Genomic DNA, 18,681 nt, shown 5'->3' with positions numbered 1-18,681 from the left:
ATGGTCTTTGGGCGCGAGGTAGACACTGGCGCTGAATGTCCGCTTGGTGAAGGTCAAATTCCACAAATCGCCCCGCGCCCGCGGAAGAATCTCGCGGGCTGTCGTGATAACTGTCTGCGCCGACTCCCATACAGGAGCTCATCATGGAAGCAACTGCGAGTCATCGCGAGCCGTGGAACAAGGGCAAGCTCGTCGGGCAGAAAACGCCCTTCAGGCTCAAGGAAATTTGGGCCATCCCAGTGCGTTTGCAGCTCCAAAGCCAGGTGCGAGACCTCGCGCTCTTCAATCTCGGCATCGACAGCAAGCTTAAAGCCTGCGACCTTGCGTACCTCAGGGTTCGCGATGTATCCACCGGCGAGCGGGTTGCAGCTCGCGCGAAGGTGATGCAGCAGAAGATTGGACAACCGGTCCAGTTCGAGATGACGAACCCAACGCGGCTGTCCGTCGAAGCGTGGATTGATACGGCGCAGCTGAACCCGGGTGATTTTCTGTTCCCGAGCCGGGTTCATGAGTCGCCGCATATCGGGACCCGGCAGTACGCCCGCATCGTGGACGGTTGGGTGGAGGAAATTGGCCTAGACAGCGCGACCTAGGGCACCCACTCGATGCGCAGGACGAAGGCATCGTTGATTTACCGGCGCACGAAGAACCTGCGCGCCGTGCAGCTCCTGCTTGGCCACAGCAAGCTGGAGAGGACCGTGCGCTACCTTGGTATCGAGGTTGAGGATGCGCTGGAGCTGGCAGAGCAGACTGACGCCTGAGGCGGCCGGCCGCCCAGCCCTGCTGAAGCAGGCGGCTGTCCGGCAGAATGCGGCCAGATGCTCATCGGCGACTGGGGCTCAATGGATACCCACTTTGGGCGCCGTCTGGCCTTCGCGCCCCGGCAGAATGCGGCACAAGCAAAATCTGAAAGCGCTGCAAGCATGAAGCGCGAACTCCTCACCTGCGAAATCTTCGTCGGCGCACCCGTCCTGCGCTGCCCCCGGGGATTCGTAGAGCTTAGGTCTAGAGTCCGATCAACCCGAAATGGAGATCGGACCGATGAAGAAGCGATACACCGAGGAACAGATCATTGGCTTCCTGCGTGAGGCCGATGCGGGCATGCCGGTCAAGGAGCTGTGCAGGAAGCATGGCTTCAGCGAGCCGAGCTACTACGCCTGGAAGGCCACGTTCGGCGGCATGAACGTCTCGGACGCGCAGCGCCTGAAGTCGCTGAAGGCAGAGAACACTAAGCTGAAGAAGCTGCTGGCCAACTCGATGCTCGAGATCGACGCCATGCGCGAGGTGCTCAAGGGAAAGTGAAGGCCGTGGCGGCGCGGCGCGAGGTCGTGCGGCAGTTGCGGGGTCTGGGCCTAGCGAACGCCGGGCCCTCGGGCTGGTGGGCATGAGTGCCAGCACGCTGCGCTACGAACCCCGCGACGACGGCAATGCGGCCTTGCGCGAGCGCCTGAAGGAGCTCGCGGGGCAGCACCGCCGCCACGGCTACCGCATGCTGCACAGCCGGCTGCAAATCGACGGTTGGGCCATCAACGTGAAGCGCACCTACCGGATCTATCGCGAAGAGGGCTTGATGGTGCGAGAGCGGCGGCGCAAGAAGCTGCCGGTGCCAGAGCGCCAGCCACTGGTACGCCCGATCCAACCCAACGAGGTGTGGAGCATGGACTTTGTGTTTGATGAGCTGGCCAATGGCCGGCGGGTAAAGACGCTGCGGACAAAAGCTAGGGTACGGGTATTCCACTATAAGGTCATAACGTAATGACCTTATAGTTGGTTCGTCGCAGCGACGAACCGACGTCGCCCCCTCCGTCCAACCGAGCTACTTCATGAACCCATCTGTGCCGCTGACCCATGGTGCGACCATCGCGCCGTCGGCCCCGAGTGCCCAGCCAACCTCGGCAGCATCCCGGCGTTCCATCGCAGGAAGCTTCTTCGGCATGGTCCTGGAGAGCTATGACTTCCTCCTGTACGCGAGCGTGGCCACGGTCGTCCTTGCGCCGCTATTCTTTCCCGCGTCCGATCCGTTCCTGGGGACGATGCTTGCCGCCGCAACCCTGGCCGTGGGCTTCGTGGCCCGGCCGTTGGGTGGGATGCTCTTCGGCCACTACGGCGACAGGATCGGCCGCAAGCCGCTGATGCTCCTGTCATTGATGATGATCGGCATCTCCACCGTCTGCATCGGTCTGCTGCCGACCTATGCGCAGATCGGTCTGGCGGCGCCCGTGATCCTGGTCGTCCTGCGGCTCCTCCAGGGCATTGCGTACGGAGGCGAGTGGGGCGGGGCGGTGCTGATGTCGGTGGAGCACGCACCGGTGCATCGTCGCGGCCTGATCGGGTCGCTGCCGCAGGCCGCGGTGCCGCTGGGACTGCTGCTCGCGACCGGCATGCTGAAGCTGGCCGCCGCCCTCACCGGGTCGGACTACATGGCGTGGGGCTGGCGCCTGCCGTTCCTCTTCGCCATCGTGGTGCTGGCGCTGGGCCTGTGGGTGCGCAATCAGACCATCGAGACGCCTGAATACAAGGCGGCAGTCGCCAGGAGCGGCCCGCCGCGCAAGCCGCTGCTGGTCGCCATCCGGACCTACCCGCGTGAGGTGGCCTGCTCTGCCGCGGTGTTCGCCGTCAGCCAGTGCATCTACTACCTGGTGATCGTGTTTGCGGTGCAGTATTGCGTCGGCACACTGAAAGTGCCGCTGCCCCACATGATGACGACCGTGGCCATCGCATCCTTCGTCCAGATCTTCGCGCTGGTCGCCTTCGGCGCCTTGTCGGACAAGCTGGGCCGGATGCCCGTGATGCTGTTCGGTGCACTGGGTCTCGTGGTCATGCTGAGCCAGTTCTTCGGGCTCCTGCAGACCGGGAATATGACGCTGATCACCATCGCGGTCACCGCCGCGCTGGCGCTGAACTCGGCGTTCTACGGGCCCACCGCCGCGCTCCTGGTGGAGTCATTCGGGCCCGAGGTGCGGTTCTCCGGCGTCTCGCTGGGTGCGAATCTCGGCGTGCTGCTGGGGGGTGCATTCACGCCGATGATCGCCCTGAGCTTGCTGAAGACCTTCGACAACCAGACCTGGCCGATCGTGGTCTACGGCGTGACCGTAATCGTCGTCGGAACCGTCGGCCTTGTCATGCTGAGGCGGGCCGTCTCGGCCCGCCAACGCGCCATGTGACTGGCGCGCCCCCTTCAAACCTGGAGCAAACAATGAGCAACAGCCAAGCGCACGCAGCACCCCGCATCCATCCGCTGATGAACGACCAGAAACTGAAGCTGGGCGTCTTCGGGATGAACTGCAGCAACGGCCTGATCATCAGCGAGGCGCCCACCACCTTCGAGATGACGTGGCAGCAGGCCCTGCAGATCGTCACGAAGGCCGACCAGATGGGGTTCGAGATCGCGCTGCCGCTGGGGCGCTGGCGGGGCTTCGGCGGCAAGACCAACTTCAACGGCACCTCCTTCGAGACCTACACCTTCGCCGCGGCGATGGCGCAGGCGACGAAGAACATCGGGGTCTTCGCGACGTCGCACGTCTCCACGGTGCACCCGGTCGTCGCAGCCAAGCAGGCCGCCACCATCGACCACATCTCCGGCGGGCGCTTCGGCATCAATCTGGTCATGGGATGGTTCCGACCCGAGATGGAGATGTTCGGCGGATCGATGCGTGAGCACGATCTGCGCTATGCCTATGGCGACGAGTGGCTGGACATCGTGCAGCGCATCTGGAGCACCGATGAACCGTTCGACCATGAAGGTCAGTTTTTCCAGCTCAAGGGCGTGCAAGGCGACCCCAAGCCCCTGCAGCAGCGACCGTGTCTCATCAATGCAGGGACCTCGGGCGCAGGCATGGACTTCGCCGCCAAGAACGTCGACTTTGCGTTCGCAAGCGTCGACAAGGTGGAGAACATCAAGAAGTTCATGGCGGTGAAGGACATCGCCAGGTCCAAGTACCACCGCAATGTCGGCGTCTGCGCTTCCGCATTGGTCATCGCCCGGGACTCGGAGGACGAGGCGCACGCCGTCTACCAATCCATCCTGGAGCACGGCGACTGGGTGGCCGCTAAGAACATGATGGCCGTGCTCGGCATCGAAAGCCAGTCGTTCAACGAACGCCTCGCGAAGTCCCAGGAGAAGTTCGTTGCAGGCTATGGCACCAACGCGCTCATCGGCACACCGCGACAGATCGTGGAGCAGCTGCAGGTCTACTCTGAACAAGGCCTGCAAGGCGTGGTGCTGTACTTCCTGGACTACGTGAAGGAACTCGATTACTTCGACCAGAAGATCATGCCGCTGCTGCGCGAAGCGGGCCTGCGTCACTGAGCTTTGGAGGACCCGATGAATACACAGCATCAACCGTCGCCGCGTCTCGCGGGAAAGACCGCGATCGTCAGCGGCGCCACGGGTGGAATCGGCCTGGAAATCATCCGCACTTTCACCCGCGAGGGTGCGAAGGTGATCGCCGTGGATCTCGCGGACGCCGCTTCGGACGCCGTCCAAGCACTGCACGCGATCAGCCCCGAAGTGAAGTACCGCAAGCTCGACATCTCGTTGGAGCAGGAGGTGGACAGCTTCTATCGGGAACTCTCGAAGGAATCGGTCGCGCTCGACATCCTCGTGAACAACGCGGGCATCATTCTCGGCAAGCCGCTGGTCGAAACGACGGTGGCCGAATGGGACCGGCTCGCCGCCGTGAATGGCCGCGGCACGTTCCTGATGATCCGGGGTGCCCTGCCGCTGATCGACAGGCGGTCGGGCTCCGTCGTGAACATCTCTTCGGGCGCCGCATTGAGACCGCTCAAGAACCTGGGCGCGTACAGCGCATCGAAGGCAGCGGTCAATGCCCTCACGAAAGCCGCTGCGCAGGAATTCGCGCCGATACGCTTCAACGTGATCTGCCCCGGGCCTGTCGACACGCCCATGCCGCGCAAGTTCGTGGAACGCCTGGATGCGCAAGCGCAGGCGAAGGTCTTCGATGACCTCGCTTCGGTCCGGGCACTGCAACGGCTCGGACGCCCGGAGGAAATCGCCGCGGTCGTGCTTTTCCTGGCCAGCGACGAAGCCTCCTTCATGACCGGCATGGAGCTCAACGTGGACGGCGGCAAGCCGTGACCACGCCACCGATCATCCCCCCGAACATCATTGACCTGGAACTCATGTGAAAACTGCATTCATCGGACTCGACTTCATCGTCGACATCATGCACCCGAGTGGAAAGATCGCGCGCTCCGCCGAGCACGCCGCCAAACGCCAGGTGATTAAGCATGCCAACACCCTCCTGGCGCATGCCAAGGCCAAGGACTGGTTGCGGGTGCTGGTGAAGGTGGGGTTCAGGCCCGGCTACCACGAGGCGCCCGCGTTCTCGCCCATGTTCGGCAAGGCCAAGGACTACGGGGCGCTCGCGATCGGAGGACCGGGCACCGAGTTCCACCCGAATCTGAACGCAGGCCTAGCGGACCTGGTCATCGAGAAGCCGCGCATCAATGCCTTCTATGGCACGCCGCTCGAAGCGGCGCTGCGTGCGCAGGAGGTCAAGCAGCTGGTGGTCGCCGGCGTGAGCACTGCATGGGCCGTGCAGAGCCTCGTACGCGACGCGCACGACCGCGACTACCGCGTCGTGGTCGTCGAGGATGCCTGCGCCGCGGCGAACCAGGAGGAGCATGACTCGTCCATCGCGCTGCTGCGTGCCATCTCGCGCGTGATTGCGATTTCGGAACTCTCCAGCATCGACTGAACCAACGAGCCGCCGCCGCGCAGTGCTGCGGCGAAGCGCGAAGTCACCCGCCGCGCCGGCGGGTGGGGCGGCGCTTTGCCGGCTGAGTGACCGACGCCTTGGTACACGAACGAAATCCCGTCCACAACAAGCCACCGTGAGGATTGAATGACTTCTGGCTCCACCCTCAAGCAGCGCCTGCAACGCGGCCCGGCCGTGCTGGCCCCCGGCGTGTACGACGCCCTCACGGCCTTGCTGGCCGAGCAGTCGGGCCATGAAGCGCTCTATCTCTCCGGAGGCGCCGTGGCGTACACGCAGTTCGGCCGGTCCGACGTGGGGCTCACGACAGCCAAGGAAGCCGTCGACACCTGCGCGCGGATCACGGACCGTGTCCGGACACCCCTCATCGTGGACGGCGATACCGGGTTCGGCAACGCGTTGAACACGCAGCGCACGGTCCGGGATTTCGAGCGTGCGGGCGCGGCCATGATCCAGCTCGAGGACCAGACCTTCCCCAAGCGATGCGGACACCTCGAGAACAAGACGCTGGTCTCGAAGTCCGAGATGTGCGGCAAGCTGCGCGCCGCGCTGGACGCGCGTCAGAGCGGAATGCTGGTGATGGCCCGCACGGATGCCATCGCCGTGGAAGGCCTGGAGGCCGCCATCGAGCGCGCCGATGCGTACCTGGAGACGGGCGTCGATGCACTCTTCATCGAAGCACCGCGGTCCCCTGCGGACATGGACCGCCTCTGCGGCATCTTCTCCGCGCGCATCCCGATGCTCGCGAACATGGTGGAGGGTGGCAAGACACCGGTCCAGAGCGTCCCGGAACTGAGCGAGCGCGGCTACCGCGTGGTGATCTTTCCCGGCGGCACCGTGCGCTTCGCCGCCCGCCAGCTGCAGGGTTACTACGCCAGCCTCAAGCAGCATGGCACGACGCTCCCCAAGCAGGAGCAGATGCTCGACTTCAACGCCTTCAACGATCTCATCGGGACGCCGGAACTCCTGGCGCTCGCCCGCAGCTATGAATGACCTTCTCGCCCAGGAGCCCGGCCGCATGAGGCAAGACGCGTCCAGGCCGCGCAGCCTCTTCGAGAAGCTGTGGGACGCGCATGTGATCGCCACGCGCGAGGACGGCGCCAGTCTCGTATGGGTCGACAGGCACTATCTGCAGGAAGGCTCGTTCCACGCCTTCAACAAGATGCGCGCCAAGGGTGAGACGGTCGCGAGGCCCGACCTCACGGTGGCCATCGCCGACCACTATGCGCCGACGCGCGGACGCGTGATCCCCATCGCCAGCGCCGATCCCGGGGGCGAGCTGGCCAGGATGATGGACCAGCTCGCTGCCAACGCCGGCGAGTACGGCATCCGGCACTATGGAATGAACCACCCGTGGCAGGGCATCTGCCATGTGGTCGGACCCGAGCTCGGCATGACGCTGCCCGGCACGCTGGTGGTGGAAGGGGACAGCCATACGTCAACCCATGGCGCGCTTGGTGCCTGGGCCTTCGGCGTCGGTGCCTCGGAGGTTGCCCATGTGCTCATGACACAGACGCTCTGGCAGAAGCCGCCCAGGCGCTTGCGCATCACCGTGGATGGCAGGCTTTCGCATGGCGTCACGGCCAAGGACCTGGTGCTGACGATCGTTGCACGGCTGGGCGCGGACGGCGCGGCCGGACACATCATCGAATACGCGGGTGCCGCCGTGCGTGCACTCAGCATGGAAGGCCGCATGACCTTGTGCAACATGTCCATCGAGTGCGGTGCGCGCTGCGGCATGGTGGCGCCGGATGCGACCACGCTCGACTACGTCCGTTGCCGGCCCTTCGCGCCGCAAGGGTCGGACTTCGACCGTGCCGCCGAGGACTGGCTCACGCTGGCCAGCGATGCGGACGCGAGCTTCGATCGCGAGCTCCATCTCGACGCGGCAGACATCGTTCCCATGGTGACCTGGGGCACCACGCCCGAGGACGCATTGCCGGTCACGTCCACCGTGCCTGACCCCGAGCGCATGGCGGACGCCAGCAAGGCCAGGCATGTGCGCGACGCCCTCGACTATATGGGCCTCGCCCCGGGCATGCGAATCCGGGACATACCGGTCGACCGGGTCTTCATCGGCTCGTGCACGAACTCGCGCATCGAAGACCTCCGTTCGGCGGCAGCCGTTCTCGCCGGGCGCCGTGCGCGCGTGCCGGGCTTGGTGTCGCCGGGATCGAGCCTGGTGAAGACGCAGGCCGAGCAGGAGGGCCTGGACCGGATCTTCACGGCCGCGGGGCTGGAGTGGGCTGGTTCCGGCTGCTCGATGTGCGTGGCCATGAACGGCGACGTGCTGGCGCAGGGCGAGCGCTGCGCTTCCACCACCAACCGCAACTTCAAGGGTCGGCAGGGGCGTGGCTCGCGCACGCACCTCATGTCGCCGGCGATGGTGGCGGCGGCGGCGGTGGCCGGCCACCTCGTGGACGTTCGCGACTTGAATCCGGGAGCAGTCTGATGGAACCGCTTGTCCAACTGCGTGCGATCGCCTGCGCACTGTCGCAGATCAACATCGATACCGACCAGGTCCTGCCCGCCCGGTTCATGAAGGAAGCGCGCACGCCCGAAACGGGTTACGCGCCGTATCTGTTCCACGACCTTCGCCGCACGCCGGACGGTTCCCTGCGGAATGACTTCCCGCTGAACGACCCAAGGAACCACGGCGCCAAGATCATCGCGGCGCGCCGGAATTTCGGCAGCGGATCCTCGCGTGAAGCGGCGGTCTATGCGCTGGTGGACGCCGGCATCCGCTGCGTGCTGGCACCTTCACACGGCGACATCTTCGCGGCGAATGCGGTGAACAACGGCTTGCTGCCGGCACGCATCGCCCAAGCCGACATCGAGGTGGTGCTCGATCTCCTGGCCCCCGGCGGTGTCGAGATCCACCTGGATCTCGAGGCCTGCAAGCTCACGCTCGAGGGGCGGTCTTTCGATTTCCAAGTGGATCCGGTCTCGCGCATCCGCCTCCTCAACGGCTGGGACGAGATCGACATGACGCGCCGCTACACCGAAGACATCGCAGCCTGGTGCCGACGAGACCGCGAACTCCGCCCCTGGGTCCGGCTGGCCCTGGAACCCTCGGCGGCGTGATCGCCTGGTCTGCAAGATAAGGAGTCCGCAATGACTGCAACCATCGATCAGGCGCTCGTTGCGCTGGCCCGCGGCGAGATGCTCGTCGTCGTCGACAGCGAGGACCGCGAGAACGAAGGCGACCTCATCCTGGCCGCCGAGCACGCGACGCCCGAGCGCCTGGCGTTCATGGTTCGGCACGGCAGCGGGGTGATCTGTGCCGGCCTGCCGGGAGAGCGGCTGGACGCATTGCAGTTGCCGCTGATGGTGGCCCAGAACTCCGACGCCATGGGTACTGCCTACACCGTGTCCGTGGACTTGCGGCACGGCACCAGCACCGGCATATCCGCGGCCGATCGTGCGGCGACGCTGCGTGCCCTGGTCGACCCACAGGCGGCGCCTTCCGATTTCACCCGGCCGGGGCATGTCTTCCCCTTGCGTGCCCGCGAAGGTGGCGTGCTCGTCCGGCCGGGGCACACCGAAGCTTCGGTCGACCTCACCCGGCTCGCGGGCCTTCGCCCCGGCGGCGTGCTGGTGGAGATCGTGAACGACGACGGCAGCATGGCCCGGCGACCGCAGCTGGAAGCGTTTGCCCGTCAGCACGGCCTGCTGATCGTCACCATCACGGACCTCATCGCTTGGCGCAAGCGGAACGAGGCCATCGTCGAGGAGGTTTGCAGCTGTCGCCTGCCCACCAAGTACGGCGTGTTCACGCTGCATGGCTACAGGGAGCTGCCAGGTGGGCAGGAGCACCTGGCCCTGGTGATGGGCGAGCCTGGCGCCCGCACGACACCGCTGGTCCGCGTGCATTCGGAGTGCCTCACGGGCGAGGTGTTCGGATCGCTGCGCTGCGACTGCGCCCCCCAGCTGGCGAGGGCGATGAGCCTCGTGGCGGCAGAGGGCCACGGCGTCATCGTGTACCTGCGAGGTCACGAAGGGCGGGGCATCGGCCTGCTGCACAAGCTGCGCGCCTACGCATTGCAGGACCGGGGCGCGGACACCGTGCAGGCCAACATCGAGCTGGGCTTTGCCGCCGACCAGCGTGACTACGCGGTCGGTACGCAGATCCTGAGACAGATCGGCATCTGCCGCATGCGGCTCATGACGAACAACCCGCTCAAGTACGAAGGGCTCGCCAACTTAGGACTGGACATCGTCGAGCGGGTTCCGCTCGTGACTGCCGCCCAGCGCGAGAACGTGGGCTATCTCACGGCCAAGCAGCAGCTGTTCGGGCATCTGCTCGAGCTGGATGACTGCAACCTCGCTGCCCACTCAATTGCCTAGGAGATCCAATGGCCACCCTTGATTCATTCGACAAGCGCCAGCTGCGCAGCGTGCTCGGCACCTTCACGACGGGCGTCACCATCGTGACCACCCGCAGCCCGGACGGCAAGGCGCACGGCGTCACCGCGAACTCGTTCAGCTCGGTGTCGCTCGAGCCGCCCCTGGTGCTCTGGTGCCAGGCGCTCACCTCGAAGAGCCATGGTGCGTTCAACGAGAGCGAGCATTTCGTGGTGAACATCCTGGCCGACGACCAGATCCACGTGTCGAACCAGTTCGCGAAGTCGCACGACGACAAGTTCACGGGCATCGATCATTACGACGGCCTGGGCGGCGCACCCGTCATCAGCGGCTCGGCCGCGCACCTCGAGTGCGTCAAGGTCGCGGCCTATCCGGCCGGGGACCACGTCGTCTTCATGGGGCGCGTCGAACGGGTCGGACATTCCAGCCGCAGGCCGTTGGCCTTCGGCGGCGGCCGGTACATGAGCACCTATGCGCACGACCTGGGGCCGGTCTCCACGCAGATCGGCTGGGACAAGCCGGCGTCGATCCAGGACGTGAAGCTGGTGGCGGCCGAGATGCCGGCGATCTGCGCGGCCGTCGGGCAGCACACCCTCTGCCTCTCCGTGTGGGGCAACCATGGACCGACGGTGGTGAATTGGGAGCGCTCGGATCACCCGATCAGCGAGAACCTGCGCATGGGCCTGGTGTACGGCGTGACCATCTCGGCGGCCGGGCGCGCCTTCGCTGCGTTCCTGCCCCCGGAGGTGACGCGAAGCTTCATCGACGAGGACCTGCGCCTCTTTCGCGGTCCCGAAGAAGACGAAGCCCGGCAGCGCGCGAACTTCGAGGCCGACGTTGCCGCGGCGCGGGCGCGCGGGTTGGCGCGCGTGGTCGACCCGGTGCTCGCGATGCGCCTTCACAAGATTCCGACCAACGCCTTCGCCGCGCCGATCTTCGACGCGCGCGGCGTCATGGTGATGACCCTGGCCATCATTTCGCAGGTCGACCGGCTCGCCCCCGACTGGGACGGTGCCGCTCCGCAGGCGCTGCTCGCGACCTGCCGGGACTTGTCGCGCCGGCTGGGGTGTGTGGAGCCCGGCGCCACCACCGACCCCAGCCCCGCCGCCCTGCGCTGACAACTTCATGCCCGTCCATTTGTTTCCCCCACTTCGATTCGCCCCCCACCAGGAGAAAGCTCGTGAAAGCACTGATCATCCGGTTGTCCATTGCCCTCGCGGCGGCCTGTCCGCTGCTCGCAACGGCGCAGGCCTTTCCATCCAAACCCATCCGCATCGTCGTCCCTTACGCACCGGGTGGAATCACCGACCAGCTGGCCCGCGAGGTCGGCAACAAGCTGGGCGAGATCGTTCAGCAGCCGGTGATCGTCGACAACCGCCCCGGCGGCCTGGCGCAACCCGCGGTGAGCGTCGTCAAACAGGCGCCCGCCGATGGATACACCTTGTTCATGGGCGACCTGCCCTCCCTTGGCCTCAACCCCAGCCTGGCCAGCAAGCTTTCCTATGATCCCCGGAAGGACCTGCAAGGGGTGACCAAACTGGTGGTCTCCCCGGGATTCCTGGTCGTGCCCAACGACAGCCCGTACAAGACCTTCGACGATCTCGTCAAGGCTGCAAAATCAGGCAAGCCGCTCGCCTATGCGTCGCAGGGCGTCGGCACCGGCGGCCACCTGTTCGGCGCGCTCTTCTCCGCCAAGACAAATTCGACCAACACCCATGTTCCCTATAAGGGATCCGCACCCGGACTGATGGACGTGGCGGGCGGCAAGGTGGACTTCATGTATGACACCGTCACCTCTGCGGGCCCCATGGTGCTTGGCGGGAAGATGCGTGTGCTTGCAGTGGGCGTGGACCAGCGCCTGCCCCAGTTTCCGTCGGCCCCGACGCTGAAGGAACTCGGACACGCGGACATCGCGCTCAACGTGTGGTGGGGCGCGACAGCCAAGGCCGGAACGCCGCGCGAGGTTCTCGCCGTGCTGGAGAAGTCCATGCGCGCCGCCATGCACGATCCGGCAGTGGCGTCCAAGTTCACGAGCCAGGGCGTGCTGATCACGACCAGCAGCAGTCCCGCGGAGTTTTCGGCCTTCATCTCCGAAGAGATCGAGCGGTGGGGCAAGGTGATCAAGGACTCGAAGATGAGCGTCGACTGAGCGCAGGCGTCGCCGCTGGATTGAAGCACCGCGCAAGGGAGTGAGTCGCAAGGTGCTAATGTAATATCCTAAGAATCAACGTGTGCAAAACATCATCTACATGAGCTCACAGAAAGCGGCGCCAGCATCTGTGGTCGTGCCGACCGGCTTGCAGCGCTCTCCCGGCACTGCCTTGCACCGCCAGCTTTACATCGTTCTTCGCGACCAGATTCTGCGCGGCACCTTTCCTGCGGGTGCGGCGATCCCCAAGGAAGCCGACCTCGAGCAGATGTTCGGCGTCTCGCGCATCACCGTCAGGCGCGCCGTGGCGGATCTGGAGTCGCACGGGCTGGTGCGAAAGGTGCCGAGCAAGGGCACCTTCGTGTTGCCGCGCAAGGACGGAGCCCGGCGTGAGGCCACCTTGACGCTGCTGGAGGCGCTCACACGGCAGGCGGAGGACACGCAAGTGCAGGTCCTCTCCGTGGAGACCGTGCATGCGCCGGGAGACATCGCGCTGTTGCTCGAGCTCGAGCCGAATGGGGTCGCCCATCACGTGGTGCGGCTGCGCAGTGCAGGCAAGACGCCCTTGATGGTTACCGACGCGTGGGTGCTGGCTAAGTGGGCGCAGGACCTCACGCCCAAGACCCTGCTGAAGAACGCACTGTTCGAGATCATCCTCAGCAAGGGCGTGAAGTTCGGCAAAGTGGTGCAAGAGTTCTCCGCGATCTTGGCGGACCCGCAACAAGCCAGCCTGTTGAAGACGGACGTGGGCAGCCCCCTCATCAAGGTCACCCGGCTTTTCTACGACGCGCAGGACCGTCCCGCCTACCACTTGACCAGCGTTGCCACGCCTGAACGCACACGGCTGCTCATGGAGATACCGGCGTCGGCCATCAATACACTGTCAGCGGGAAGCTACCAACATACTGTGTTGGTCTAGCCTGGAGCAATCTGGTGGGTTGGAGCCGGCGAGCTTTGCGCAGCCCAGTACCAGAGGAAGCTGACCGGTTCGAGCCTTCATACAGGCTTCGGCTGAGATCGGCCGTTCGATTGATCCCGCGGATCAGATGGCAGTCAGATTAGGAGGAGCCCACGCGGTGCGCGTGCACGGCTGGCCGCATGCACGCAGCGCCCAGGGGATACCCAGTACGTGGCCCCCAAAGGAGCACGGTTGCTTCGGGCCGAGGCTGTGTGAAAACGTCAATCCGTCGTCTATATTGAGTCAACCCGTTTTGAGCGAGGTGGCCCATGAAGCGATTCATCGAAGGCGCGGACCGACAGCAGGTCACGCTGATGCCAGAGTGTCTCGATGACTATGTTGGTGAAGACAACCCGGTGCGCATCGTCGATGCCTTCGTGAACGAATTGGATCTGCAAACACTCGGCTTCGACGGTGCAGATCCCGCAACGACCGGACGCCCGTCCTACCACCCGGCGGTGCTTCTCAAGCTCTACATCTACGGATACCTCAACCGCATCCAGTCCAGCCGACGCCTGGAGCGTGAAGCGCAACGCAACGTCGAACTGATGTGGCTTACAGGCCGGCTCGCACCGGACTTCAAGACCATTGCCGACTTCAGGCGCAGCAATGGCGCTGGGATCCGCAACGTTTGCCGACGCTTCATCGTTCTGTGCCGCCAGCTCAAGCTCTTCTCCCAAGGCGTCGTGGCCATCGACGGTAGCAAGTTCAAGGCGGTGAACAGTCGAGACCGAAACTTCTCGCCTGGGAAGATCGACGCGCGCAAGGAACAGATCGAGCAAAGCATTCAGCGCTACCTGGATGCCTTGGAGACGGCGGACCGGACGCAACCTGCCGAGTTGGGAGCAAAGGCAGAACGGCTGCAGGAGAAGATCAGCAAACTGCGCGAGCAAATGCGGCAACTGGACGAGACCAAGGAGCAGCTGAAGAGCGAACCGGGCCAACAGCGCTCGCTGACGGATCCCGACGCCCGCTCGATGCTCCAGCAAGGCAAGAGCACAGGCTTAGTGGGCTACAACGTCCAGACAGCTGTGGACCGCAAGCACCACCTGATCGTTGCGCACGAAGTGACGAACGTCGGCAATGACCGAGCCCAGCTAAGCAAGATGGCGCTGGCCGCGCGCGAAGCGATGGGCAGGAGCAAGGTGCAGGCGTTCGCCGACCGTGGCTACTTCAGCGGCACGGAACTCAAGGCCTGCGAGGACGCCGGCATCACGACCTTCGTGCCCAAGCCGATGACATCGAATGCCAAGGCTGAGGGGCGCTTCGACAAGACCGACTTCATCTATATCGCCAGCGCTGACGAGTACCAGTGCCCAGCAGGGGAGCGGGCAATCTATCGGTACAGCACGCTTGAGAAGAGCGGTCTCAAGGCTGGCGTTTACTGGACCAGTGCGTGCCCACGCTGCGCGATGAAGGACCAATGCACAACTGGCGACTACCGCCGCATTCGTCGCTGGGAACATGAGGAAGTGCTGGAACGCGTTCAACGACGGCTGGATCGCAAGCTCGATGCGATGACACTTCGACGATCCACCATCGAACATGTGTTCGGAACGCTGAAGTACTGGATGGGTTCGACGCATTTCTTGATGAAGACCATGGAGCACGTCGGCACCGAGATGAGTCTTCACGTGTTGGCTTACAACCTGAAGCGGGTGATGAGTGTGCTGGGTATTGCCAGAACGATGAAGGCGATGCGGCTGGCGGGGGCATGAGCCCCGGTGTGTCTTCGTGCGCGTAGACAACGGACGTCACGAGGCCTGGAATACGGGTTCTGACGCACCAGAACACTGGGTGAACTCGGTAGGCGAACCGCCCGGCGTGACAACGCTGCGCGTTTCTACACAGCCTCGGCCCTAACCGGGCCTGCAGCGGGCGGCAAAGGGGCCCGGAAGCGGCCGTTGGATCCCTCGCGGCACCTGTGCGCGCCTGCGGAACTGTGAAAAAGGAGGGGTGCAACTTCGAAAACGGGGCTCGTAAGCCGTTGATTTCCTGGGTTAGCACGTGCGACAACCTCGGAGAAACTCAGGTCCTGAGTTCGTTCAAAGTTAAGCCGGCATCCCATCAAGATTAGGTTCAATTTTGACGGCGGCTCGCGCAAGTCATTGATTCAAATGGGAAATGTTTCGTTTCAACAACAAATCCTAGCCGCCGGTTACATCGAATCCTAGCCGTTGGTTTGCGGAAAACCCTAGCGATTAGCTACAATAAAACCTAGCCATCGGTTTTCGAAGGGCTTCGAGCGAGCTGAGGACAACCAAGGCGATGAGACATGGCGACCAGTCTGACCCGCACCTCTAAGCGGACGGTCACTCCTGCTCAGCGGCGCCTTGCAGCGGGCCTCGAAGCGTTGCATGTCCTGCAGCAACAAGGTCAAAACGTCTTCAGCACCATCGAGTTCTCCCGCGCAGACCGGGAGGCTCTGCTCCAAGCCGGGTACGTCCAACCGGTGATCCAGGGCTGGTACATGTCCGCTAACCCTTCGGCAAAGCCAGGCGACACGACGCCATGGATCGCGAGTATGAAGGACTTCATTGCCGCCTACTGCAACGCCAGGTTCGGCGGGGACTGGTGTGTTGCCGCCGACTATTCCTTGAAGCTCCATGCCGGCACGACGCTATTGCCCAACCAGGTCGTCGTTCACGCGCCACTGGGCAAGAACAGCGTGCTGGCCTTGCCGAACGGCTTTTCCCTCATGGACTACCAGGCGAAGGACTTTCCGGGCCCCGACCGGCGCGACCGCGTCGGCAATATCCGAACGATGACCCTGGCCCAGGCGCTTCTGAAGGCGCCTGAGAACTTCTTCAGAGCTTCCTCCCAGGACGCGCAAGTAGCATTGCTGTCGATCAGCGACGCGTCGGAGCTCAGCCGTCTGCTCGCAGAAGGCAATCACCGCACCATCGCGGGCCGCCTCGCCGGCGCTTTCCGCGCCGTGGGTCGACACGCAATCGCGGACGATATCGTCGGATTCATGCGCTCCCTGGGCAACCAGGTCACGGAATCCAACCCATTCGAGATTCCGCCTCGAATCGTTCCAGGCGACCGCATCGAGTCCCCCTATGTCTCCAGATTGCGGCTCATGTGGGCTTCCATGCGCGACGACGTGGCCAGATCATTCCCGAGCGAGGAGCCAGGCCGTCCGGACGACGTACCCGCTTTCATGCAGGCGATCGAGGATGTCTATGTCACGGACGCCTACCACTCACTGTCTATCGAGGGCTACCGCGTTACGCCGGAACTGATCCGTCGTGTGGCAGCCGGGGACTGGAGCGAGCACATCCACGAACAGGACCGGCAATCAAGAGATGCCATGGCGGCCCACGGCTACTGGCTTGCGCACAACGAAGTCAAGAAGTCGATCGAAAAGATCTTCGCGGGCGCGAACGCCGGGGACGTGCTCAAAGGTGATCACGGCGCATGGTTCCGAGCGATGTTCTCGCCGAGCGTCTCAGCGGGGATTCTTTCTCCGAGCAATCTCGCCGGCTACCGCGGCCATCAGGTCTACATTCGCAACGCCCAGCACGTACCACCGCCGCGTGAAGCCGTGCGGGAGATGATGCCCGTGCTGTTCGAACTGTTGCGCGACGAGCAATCGGCCGCAGTGCGCGCAGTGCTGGGCCACTTCGCGTTCGTCTTCATTCACCCTTACATGGACGGAAACGGACGTCTTGGGCGATTCATCATGAACGCGATGCTGGCCTCTGGCGGGTACCCATGGACGGTGCTGCGTCTCGAAGACCGCGACCGTTACATGGCGGCGCTCAATGCAGCGAGCGGCCAGAGCGACATCAGGCCGTTCGCGACGTTCGTCGCCCAGAACCTGGCCGCAAGGGAGGCGCAAGCCGACTCACCGCAAACTGGCGCCTCTGACACTGACAGCGAAGAAGACGACAAGCACCGCCAGCGCGGCTGAATCCTCTTGCTTGGTCATCACGGGACGGAGTCATCTCGGTAGAGGTGCAAAATTCGCAGAGATAGCCCCTGAATAAGCCCGATCTGATGCGAAAGCCAGGAAGAATCCTTCTTGGCCAAGCCCTCGCTCCGGGGGACTTTGCCTGAATGCATGTCTATCGCGGCAGCTCGCAAAAGTCGATGATCTTCGTGCCGTGAACGGTCTCGGCGAATCTCACGCCAAACAGCCGAGCCGGCGTCTTAAATCCAGGCGAATGCTCGCCCCCCAAGGTGCGCCGGGCCGCTTCAACTGCGATCACTGGCGTGTAGGAATAGCCGTTGACCGTTTCGATGACCGCTCGCACCGTCGCACCATCTGCGCCCGTGACCTCTGCGACCGCCCGGGCAGGTTCAGCCTCGCGATCCGCTGCACTTGGACCATCAGGAAGCAACGACAGATCGCCTTCAGGAAAGGCGCCGCCTGTCACGTTCACGAACATGGAGATGTCGGGAATGCGAGTCGAATGCCAGGCCGTGACCAGGTCGCCGAAGGAAAGCGGTGCACAGACGACGGGCCCCTGACCGAAGTCGAACAGCTCGGGTTGTGCATCGGGGCTTGGAACCAGTGCACCGGCAACCCGGGTCATCAAGCCCGCGCCAACGATCTCACCGGCACTCACAGCCGAGCCGCGGGACATCGAGCCGGCGACCTGCAATGCGATGCGCAGGGACCGCGGCTGCGCAACACGTGCGGTGATATGCATTGCGAGACAGTCGGTCGGAACCACATCCCACCCGACCCCCGGCATCAGCATCGTTCCCGCCTTCGCAGCCTCGGAGCCGAGGCGTTCTGCCAACCGGTAGACATTGATCTCGGCGGTGATGTCGAGGTAATGGATGCCCGCCCGGATGCAGGCGCGCATCAGAGGCTCTGCGGTATGGGCAAATGGCCCGGCGCAATTGAGAAGAACGGAGATGCCTTGCAGTGCATCGTCGACATTGTCGGCATGGACCTGGAAGTCGCGGTACGGCGCGCCCAGTTCCAGAGCAAGCCCTGCCAGCTTTGTTCCATCGCGGCCGGCGATGACGAAGTCCAGTCCCGCAACCCTCGCTTGCCTGGCCACCATGCGGCCCGTGTAGCCGGCAGCACCATAGATGAGGAGACGGCTCATGCCTGCTGCCAGCTCTTGTAGATGAACTCGAGGCTGTAGCCGTCCGGGTCGAACACATTTGCTGCGTAATAGCGAGGGTCGTAGTAGAGCCGCGCGCTCGGTGAGCCGTTGTCGGTGGCTCCCGAGGCCATGGCTGCAGCATGGGCCGCTTCGACTTCGAGCTTGCTCGACGCGATGAAACCGATGTGAACGGCTCGCCCGTCGACGACGCCCTCGCGCAACCAGAAGAACACCCGCCCCTTCGCTCCGAAGCCCTTGAGGTCGGGGTGGCCAGGCGGCCCGTCCTTGCCGTCGTAGTCGTGCTGGCGCGTGATGCCGAGCGGCGCCAGAGCCGCCGTGTAGAAGTCAATTGAGCGCTGTACGTCGCTCACTGAAATGAAGACATGGTCGAGCATTGGAGATCCC

The 18,681-nt window shown here is 64.1% G+C and carries 17 protein-coding genes and 1 pseudogene; 16 read left to right on the top strand and 2 right to left on the bottom strand.

The features are described 5' to 3' along the window. Window positions 1–143 precede the first annotated feature (143 nt). From E5P3_RS32910 to E5P3_RS32835, 16 genes and pseudogenes are all read left to right on the top strand, one after another. Window positions 144–761: pseudogene (locus tag E5P3_RS32910) on the top strand (tyrosine-type recombinase/integrase). Between the two features lie 280 nt (window positions 762–1,041). Continuing rightward, on the top strand, window positions 1,042–1,302 hold the full coding sequence (locus tag E5P3_RS32905; RefSeq protein WP_162590236.1) for a transposase: 261 nt from the start codon (window positions 1,042–1,044) through the stop codon (window positions 1,300–1,302). Window positions 1,303–1,384: 82 nt separating this feature from the next. Then, window positions 1,385–1,756: an IS3 family transposase gene (locus E5P3_RS32900; protein WP_162590235.1), complete on the top strand. Its 372-nt coding sequence runs from the start codon at window positions 1,385–1,387 to the stop codon at window positions 1,754–1,756. A 67-nt stretch (window positions 1,757–1,823) separates the two neighbouring features. Then, complete coding sequence (locus tag E5P3_RS32895) at window positions 1,824–3,164, top strand: MFS transporter (protein WP_162590234.1); 1,341 nt, start codon at window positions 1,824–1,826, stop codon at window positions 3,162–3,164. 32 nt (window positions 3,165–3,196) lie between these two features. Further along, window positions 3,197–4,309 carry an LLM class flavin-dependent oxidoreductase gene (locus tag E5P3_RS32890; RefSeq protein ID WP_162590233.1) on the top strand — a complete coding sequence of 371 codons (1,113 nt, stop codon included), beginning with the start codon at window positions 3,197–3,199 and terminating at the stop codon, window positions 4,307–4,309. A gap of 15 nt (window positions 4,310–4,324) precedes the next feature. Next, window positions 4,325–5,098, top strand: a complete 774-nt coding sequence (locus E5P3_RS32885) for an SDR family NAD(P)-dependent oxidoreductase (RefSeq protein ID WP_162590232.1) — start codon at window positions 4,325–4,327, stop codon at window positions 5,096–5,098. A 46-nt stretch (window positions 5,099–5,144) separates the two neighbouring features. After that, entirely contained in the window at window positions 5,145–5,720 is a 576-nt protein-coding gene (locus E5P3_RS32880) for an isochorismatase family cysteine hydrolase (RefSeq protein WP_162590231.1), read from the top strand. Between the two features lie 147 nt (window positions 5,721–5,867). Beyond that, on the top strand, window positions 5,868–6,731 hold the full coding sequence (locus E5P3_RS32875) for an isocitrate lyase/PEP mutase family protein (protein ID WP_162590230.1): 864 nt from the start codon (window positions 5,868–5,870) through the stop codon (window positions 6,729–6,731). Window positions 6,732–6,756: 25 nt separating this feature from the next. Continuing rightward, window positions 6,757–8,190: a 3-isopropylmalate dehydratase large subunit gene (gene leuC, locus E5P3_RS32870; RefSeq protein ID WP_162590229.1), complete on the top strand. Its 1,434-nt coding sequence runs from the start codon at window positions 6,757–6,759 to the stop codon at window positions 8,188–8,190. Continuing rightward, window positions 8,190–8,822 carry a 3-isopropylmalate dehydratase small subunit gene (gene leuD / locus E5P3_RS32865; RefSeq protein WP_162590228.1) on the top strand — a complete coding sequence of 211 codons (633 nt, stop codon included), beginning with the start codon at window positions 8,190–8,192 and terminating at the stop codon, window positions 8,820–8,822. The genes leuC and leuD overlap by 1 nt, the downstream gene beginning before the upstream one ends. Window positions 8,823–8,852: 30 nt before the next feature. After that, the gene (locus E5P3_RS32860; protein ID WP_162590227.1) at window positions 8,853–10,085 is read left to right on the top strand and encodes a bifunctional 3,4-dihydroxy-2-butanone-4-phosphate synthase/GTP cyclohydrolase II; all 1,233 of its coding nucleotides are present in this window, start codon (window positions 8,853–8,855) and stop codon (window positions 10,083–10,085) included. A gap of 8 nt (window positions 10,086–10,093) precedes the next feature. Further along, window positions 10,094–11,221 (top strand): flavin reductase, encoded by a 1,128-nt coding sequence (locus E5P3_RS32855; RefSeq protein WP_162590226.1) that lies wholly within the window; start codon window positions 10,094–10,096, stop codon window positions 11,219–11,221. 62 nt (window positions 11,222–11,283) lie between these two features. Continuing rightward, the gene (locus E5P3_RS32850) at window positions 11,284–12,252 is read left to right on the top strand and encodes a Bug family tripartite tricarboxylate transporter substrate binding protein (RefSeq protein ID WP_162590225.1); all 969 of its coding nucleotides are present in this window, start codon (window positions 11,284–11,286) and stop codon (window positions 12,250–12,252) included. Window positions 12,253–12,352: 100 nt separating this feature from the next. Next, a complete protein-coding gene (locus E5P3_RS32845; protein WP_162590224.1) occupies window positions 12,353–13,171 on the top strand; it encodes a GntR family transcriptional regulator in 819 nt (272 codons plus the stop codon). Window positions 13,172–13,479: 308 nt separating this feature from the next. Continuing rightward, window positions 13,480–14,928, top strand: a complete 1,449-nt coding sequence (locus E5P3_RS32840; RefSeq protein WP_162587111.1) for an IS1182 family transposase — start codon at window positions 13,480–13,482, stop codon at window positions 14,926–14,928. 557 nt (window positions 14,929–15,485) lie between these two features. Beyond that, complete coding sequence (locus E5P3_RS32835) at window positions 15,486–17,126, top strand: Fic family protein (protein WP_162590223.1); 1,641 nt, start codon at window positions 15,486–15,488, stop codon at window positions 17,124–17,126. A gap of 154 nt (window positions 17,127–17,280) precedes the next feature. Here E5P3_RS32835 and E5P3_RS32830 read toward each other — a convergent pair whose 3' ends face one another. Together E5P3_RS32830 and E5P3_RS32825 are read right to left on the bottom strand one after the other, a co-directional pair. Beyond that, entirely contained in the window at window positions 17,281–18,276 is a 996-nt protein-coding gene (locus E5P3_RS32830; protein ID WP_162590222.1) for a saccharopine dehydrogenase family protein, read from the bottom strand. Continuing rightward, window positions 18,273–18,671, bottom strand: coding sequence for a VOC family protein (locus tag E5P3_RS32825; protein WP_162590221.1), 399 nt, complete (start codon window positions 18,669–18,671; stop codon window positions 18,273–18,275). Before E5P3_RS32825 ends, E5P3_RS32830 begins: the two co-directional genes overlap by 4 nt. Window positions 18,672–18,681 lie beyond the last annotated feature (10 nt).

Source organism: Variovorax sp. RA8, assembly GCF_901827175.1.
Taxonomy (GTDB): domain Bacteria; phylum Pseudomonadota; class Gammaproteobacteria; order Burkholderiales; family Burkholderiaceae_C; genus Variovorax.
Note: the sequence above shows the minus strand (reverse complement) of the source record. Positions and strands in the feature narration are given on the sequence as shown.

Coding starts and splice junctions, on each gene's coding strand:
- E5P3_RS32905 (WP_162590236.1), top strand. CDS start 1,042: ATGAAGAAGCGATACACCGAGGAACAGATCATTGGCTTCCTGCGTGAG.
- E5P3_RS32900 (WP_162590235.1), top strand. CDS start 1,385: ATGAGTGCCAGCACGCTGCGCTACGAACCCCGCGACGACGGCAATGCG.
- E5P3_RS32895 (WP_162590234.1), top strand. CDS start 1,824: ATGAACCCATCTGTGCCGCTGACCCATGGTGCGACCATCGCGCCGTCG.
- E5P3_RS32890 (WP_162590233.1), top strand. CDS start 3,197: ATGAGCAACAGCCAAGCGCACGCAGCACCCCGCATCCATCCGCTGATG.
- E5P3_RS32885 (WP_162590232.1), top strand. CDS start 4,325: ATGAATACACAGCATCAACCGTCGCCGCGTCTCGCGGGAAAGACCGCG.
- E5P3_RS32875 (WP_162590230.1), top strand. CDS start 5,868: ATGACTTCTGGCTCCACCCTCAAGCAGCGCCTGCAACGCGGCCCGGCC.
- leuC (WP_162590229.1), top strand. CDS start 6,757: ATGAGGCAAGACGCGTCCAGGCCGCGCAGCCTCTTCGAGAAGCTGTGG.
- leuD (WP_162590228.1), top strand. CDS start 8,190: ATGGAACCGCTTGTCCAACTGCGTGCGATCGCCTGCGCACTGTCGCAG.
- E5P3_RS32860 (WP_162590227.1), top strand. CDS start 8,853: ATGACTGCAACCATCGATCAGGCGCTCGTTGCGCTGGCCCGCGGCGAG.
- E5P3_RS32855 (WP_162590226.1), top strand. CDS start 10,094: ATGGCCACCCTTGATTCATTCGACAAGCGCCAGCTGCGCAGCGTGCTC.
- E5P3_RS32845 (WP_162590224.1), top strand. CDS start 12,353: ATGAGCTCACAGAAAGCGGCGCCAGCATCTGTGGTCGTGCCGACCGGC.
- E5P3_RS32840 (WP_162587111.1), top strand. CDS start 13,480: ATGAAGCGATTCATCGAAGGCGCGGACCGACAGCAGGTCACGCTGATG.
- E5P3_RS32835 (WP_162590223.1), top strand. CDS start 15,486: ATGGCGACCAGTCTGACCCGCACCTCTAAGCGGACGGTCACTCCTGCT.
- E5P3_RS32830 (WP_162590222.1), bottom strand. CDS start 18,276: ATGAGCCGTCTCCTCATCTATGGTGCTGCCGGCTACACGGGCCGCATG.
- E5P3_RS32825 (WP_162590221.1), bottom strand. CDS start 18,671: ATGCTCGACCATGTCTTCATTTCAGTGAGCGACGTACAGCGCTCAATT.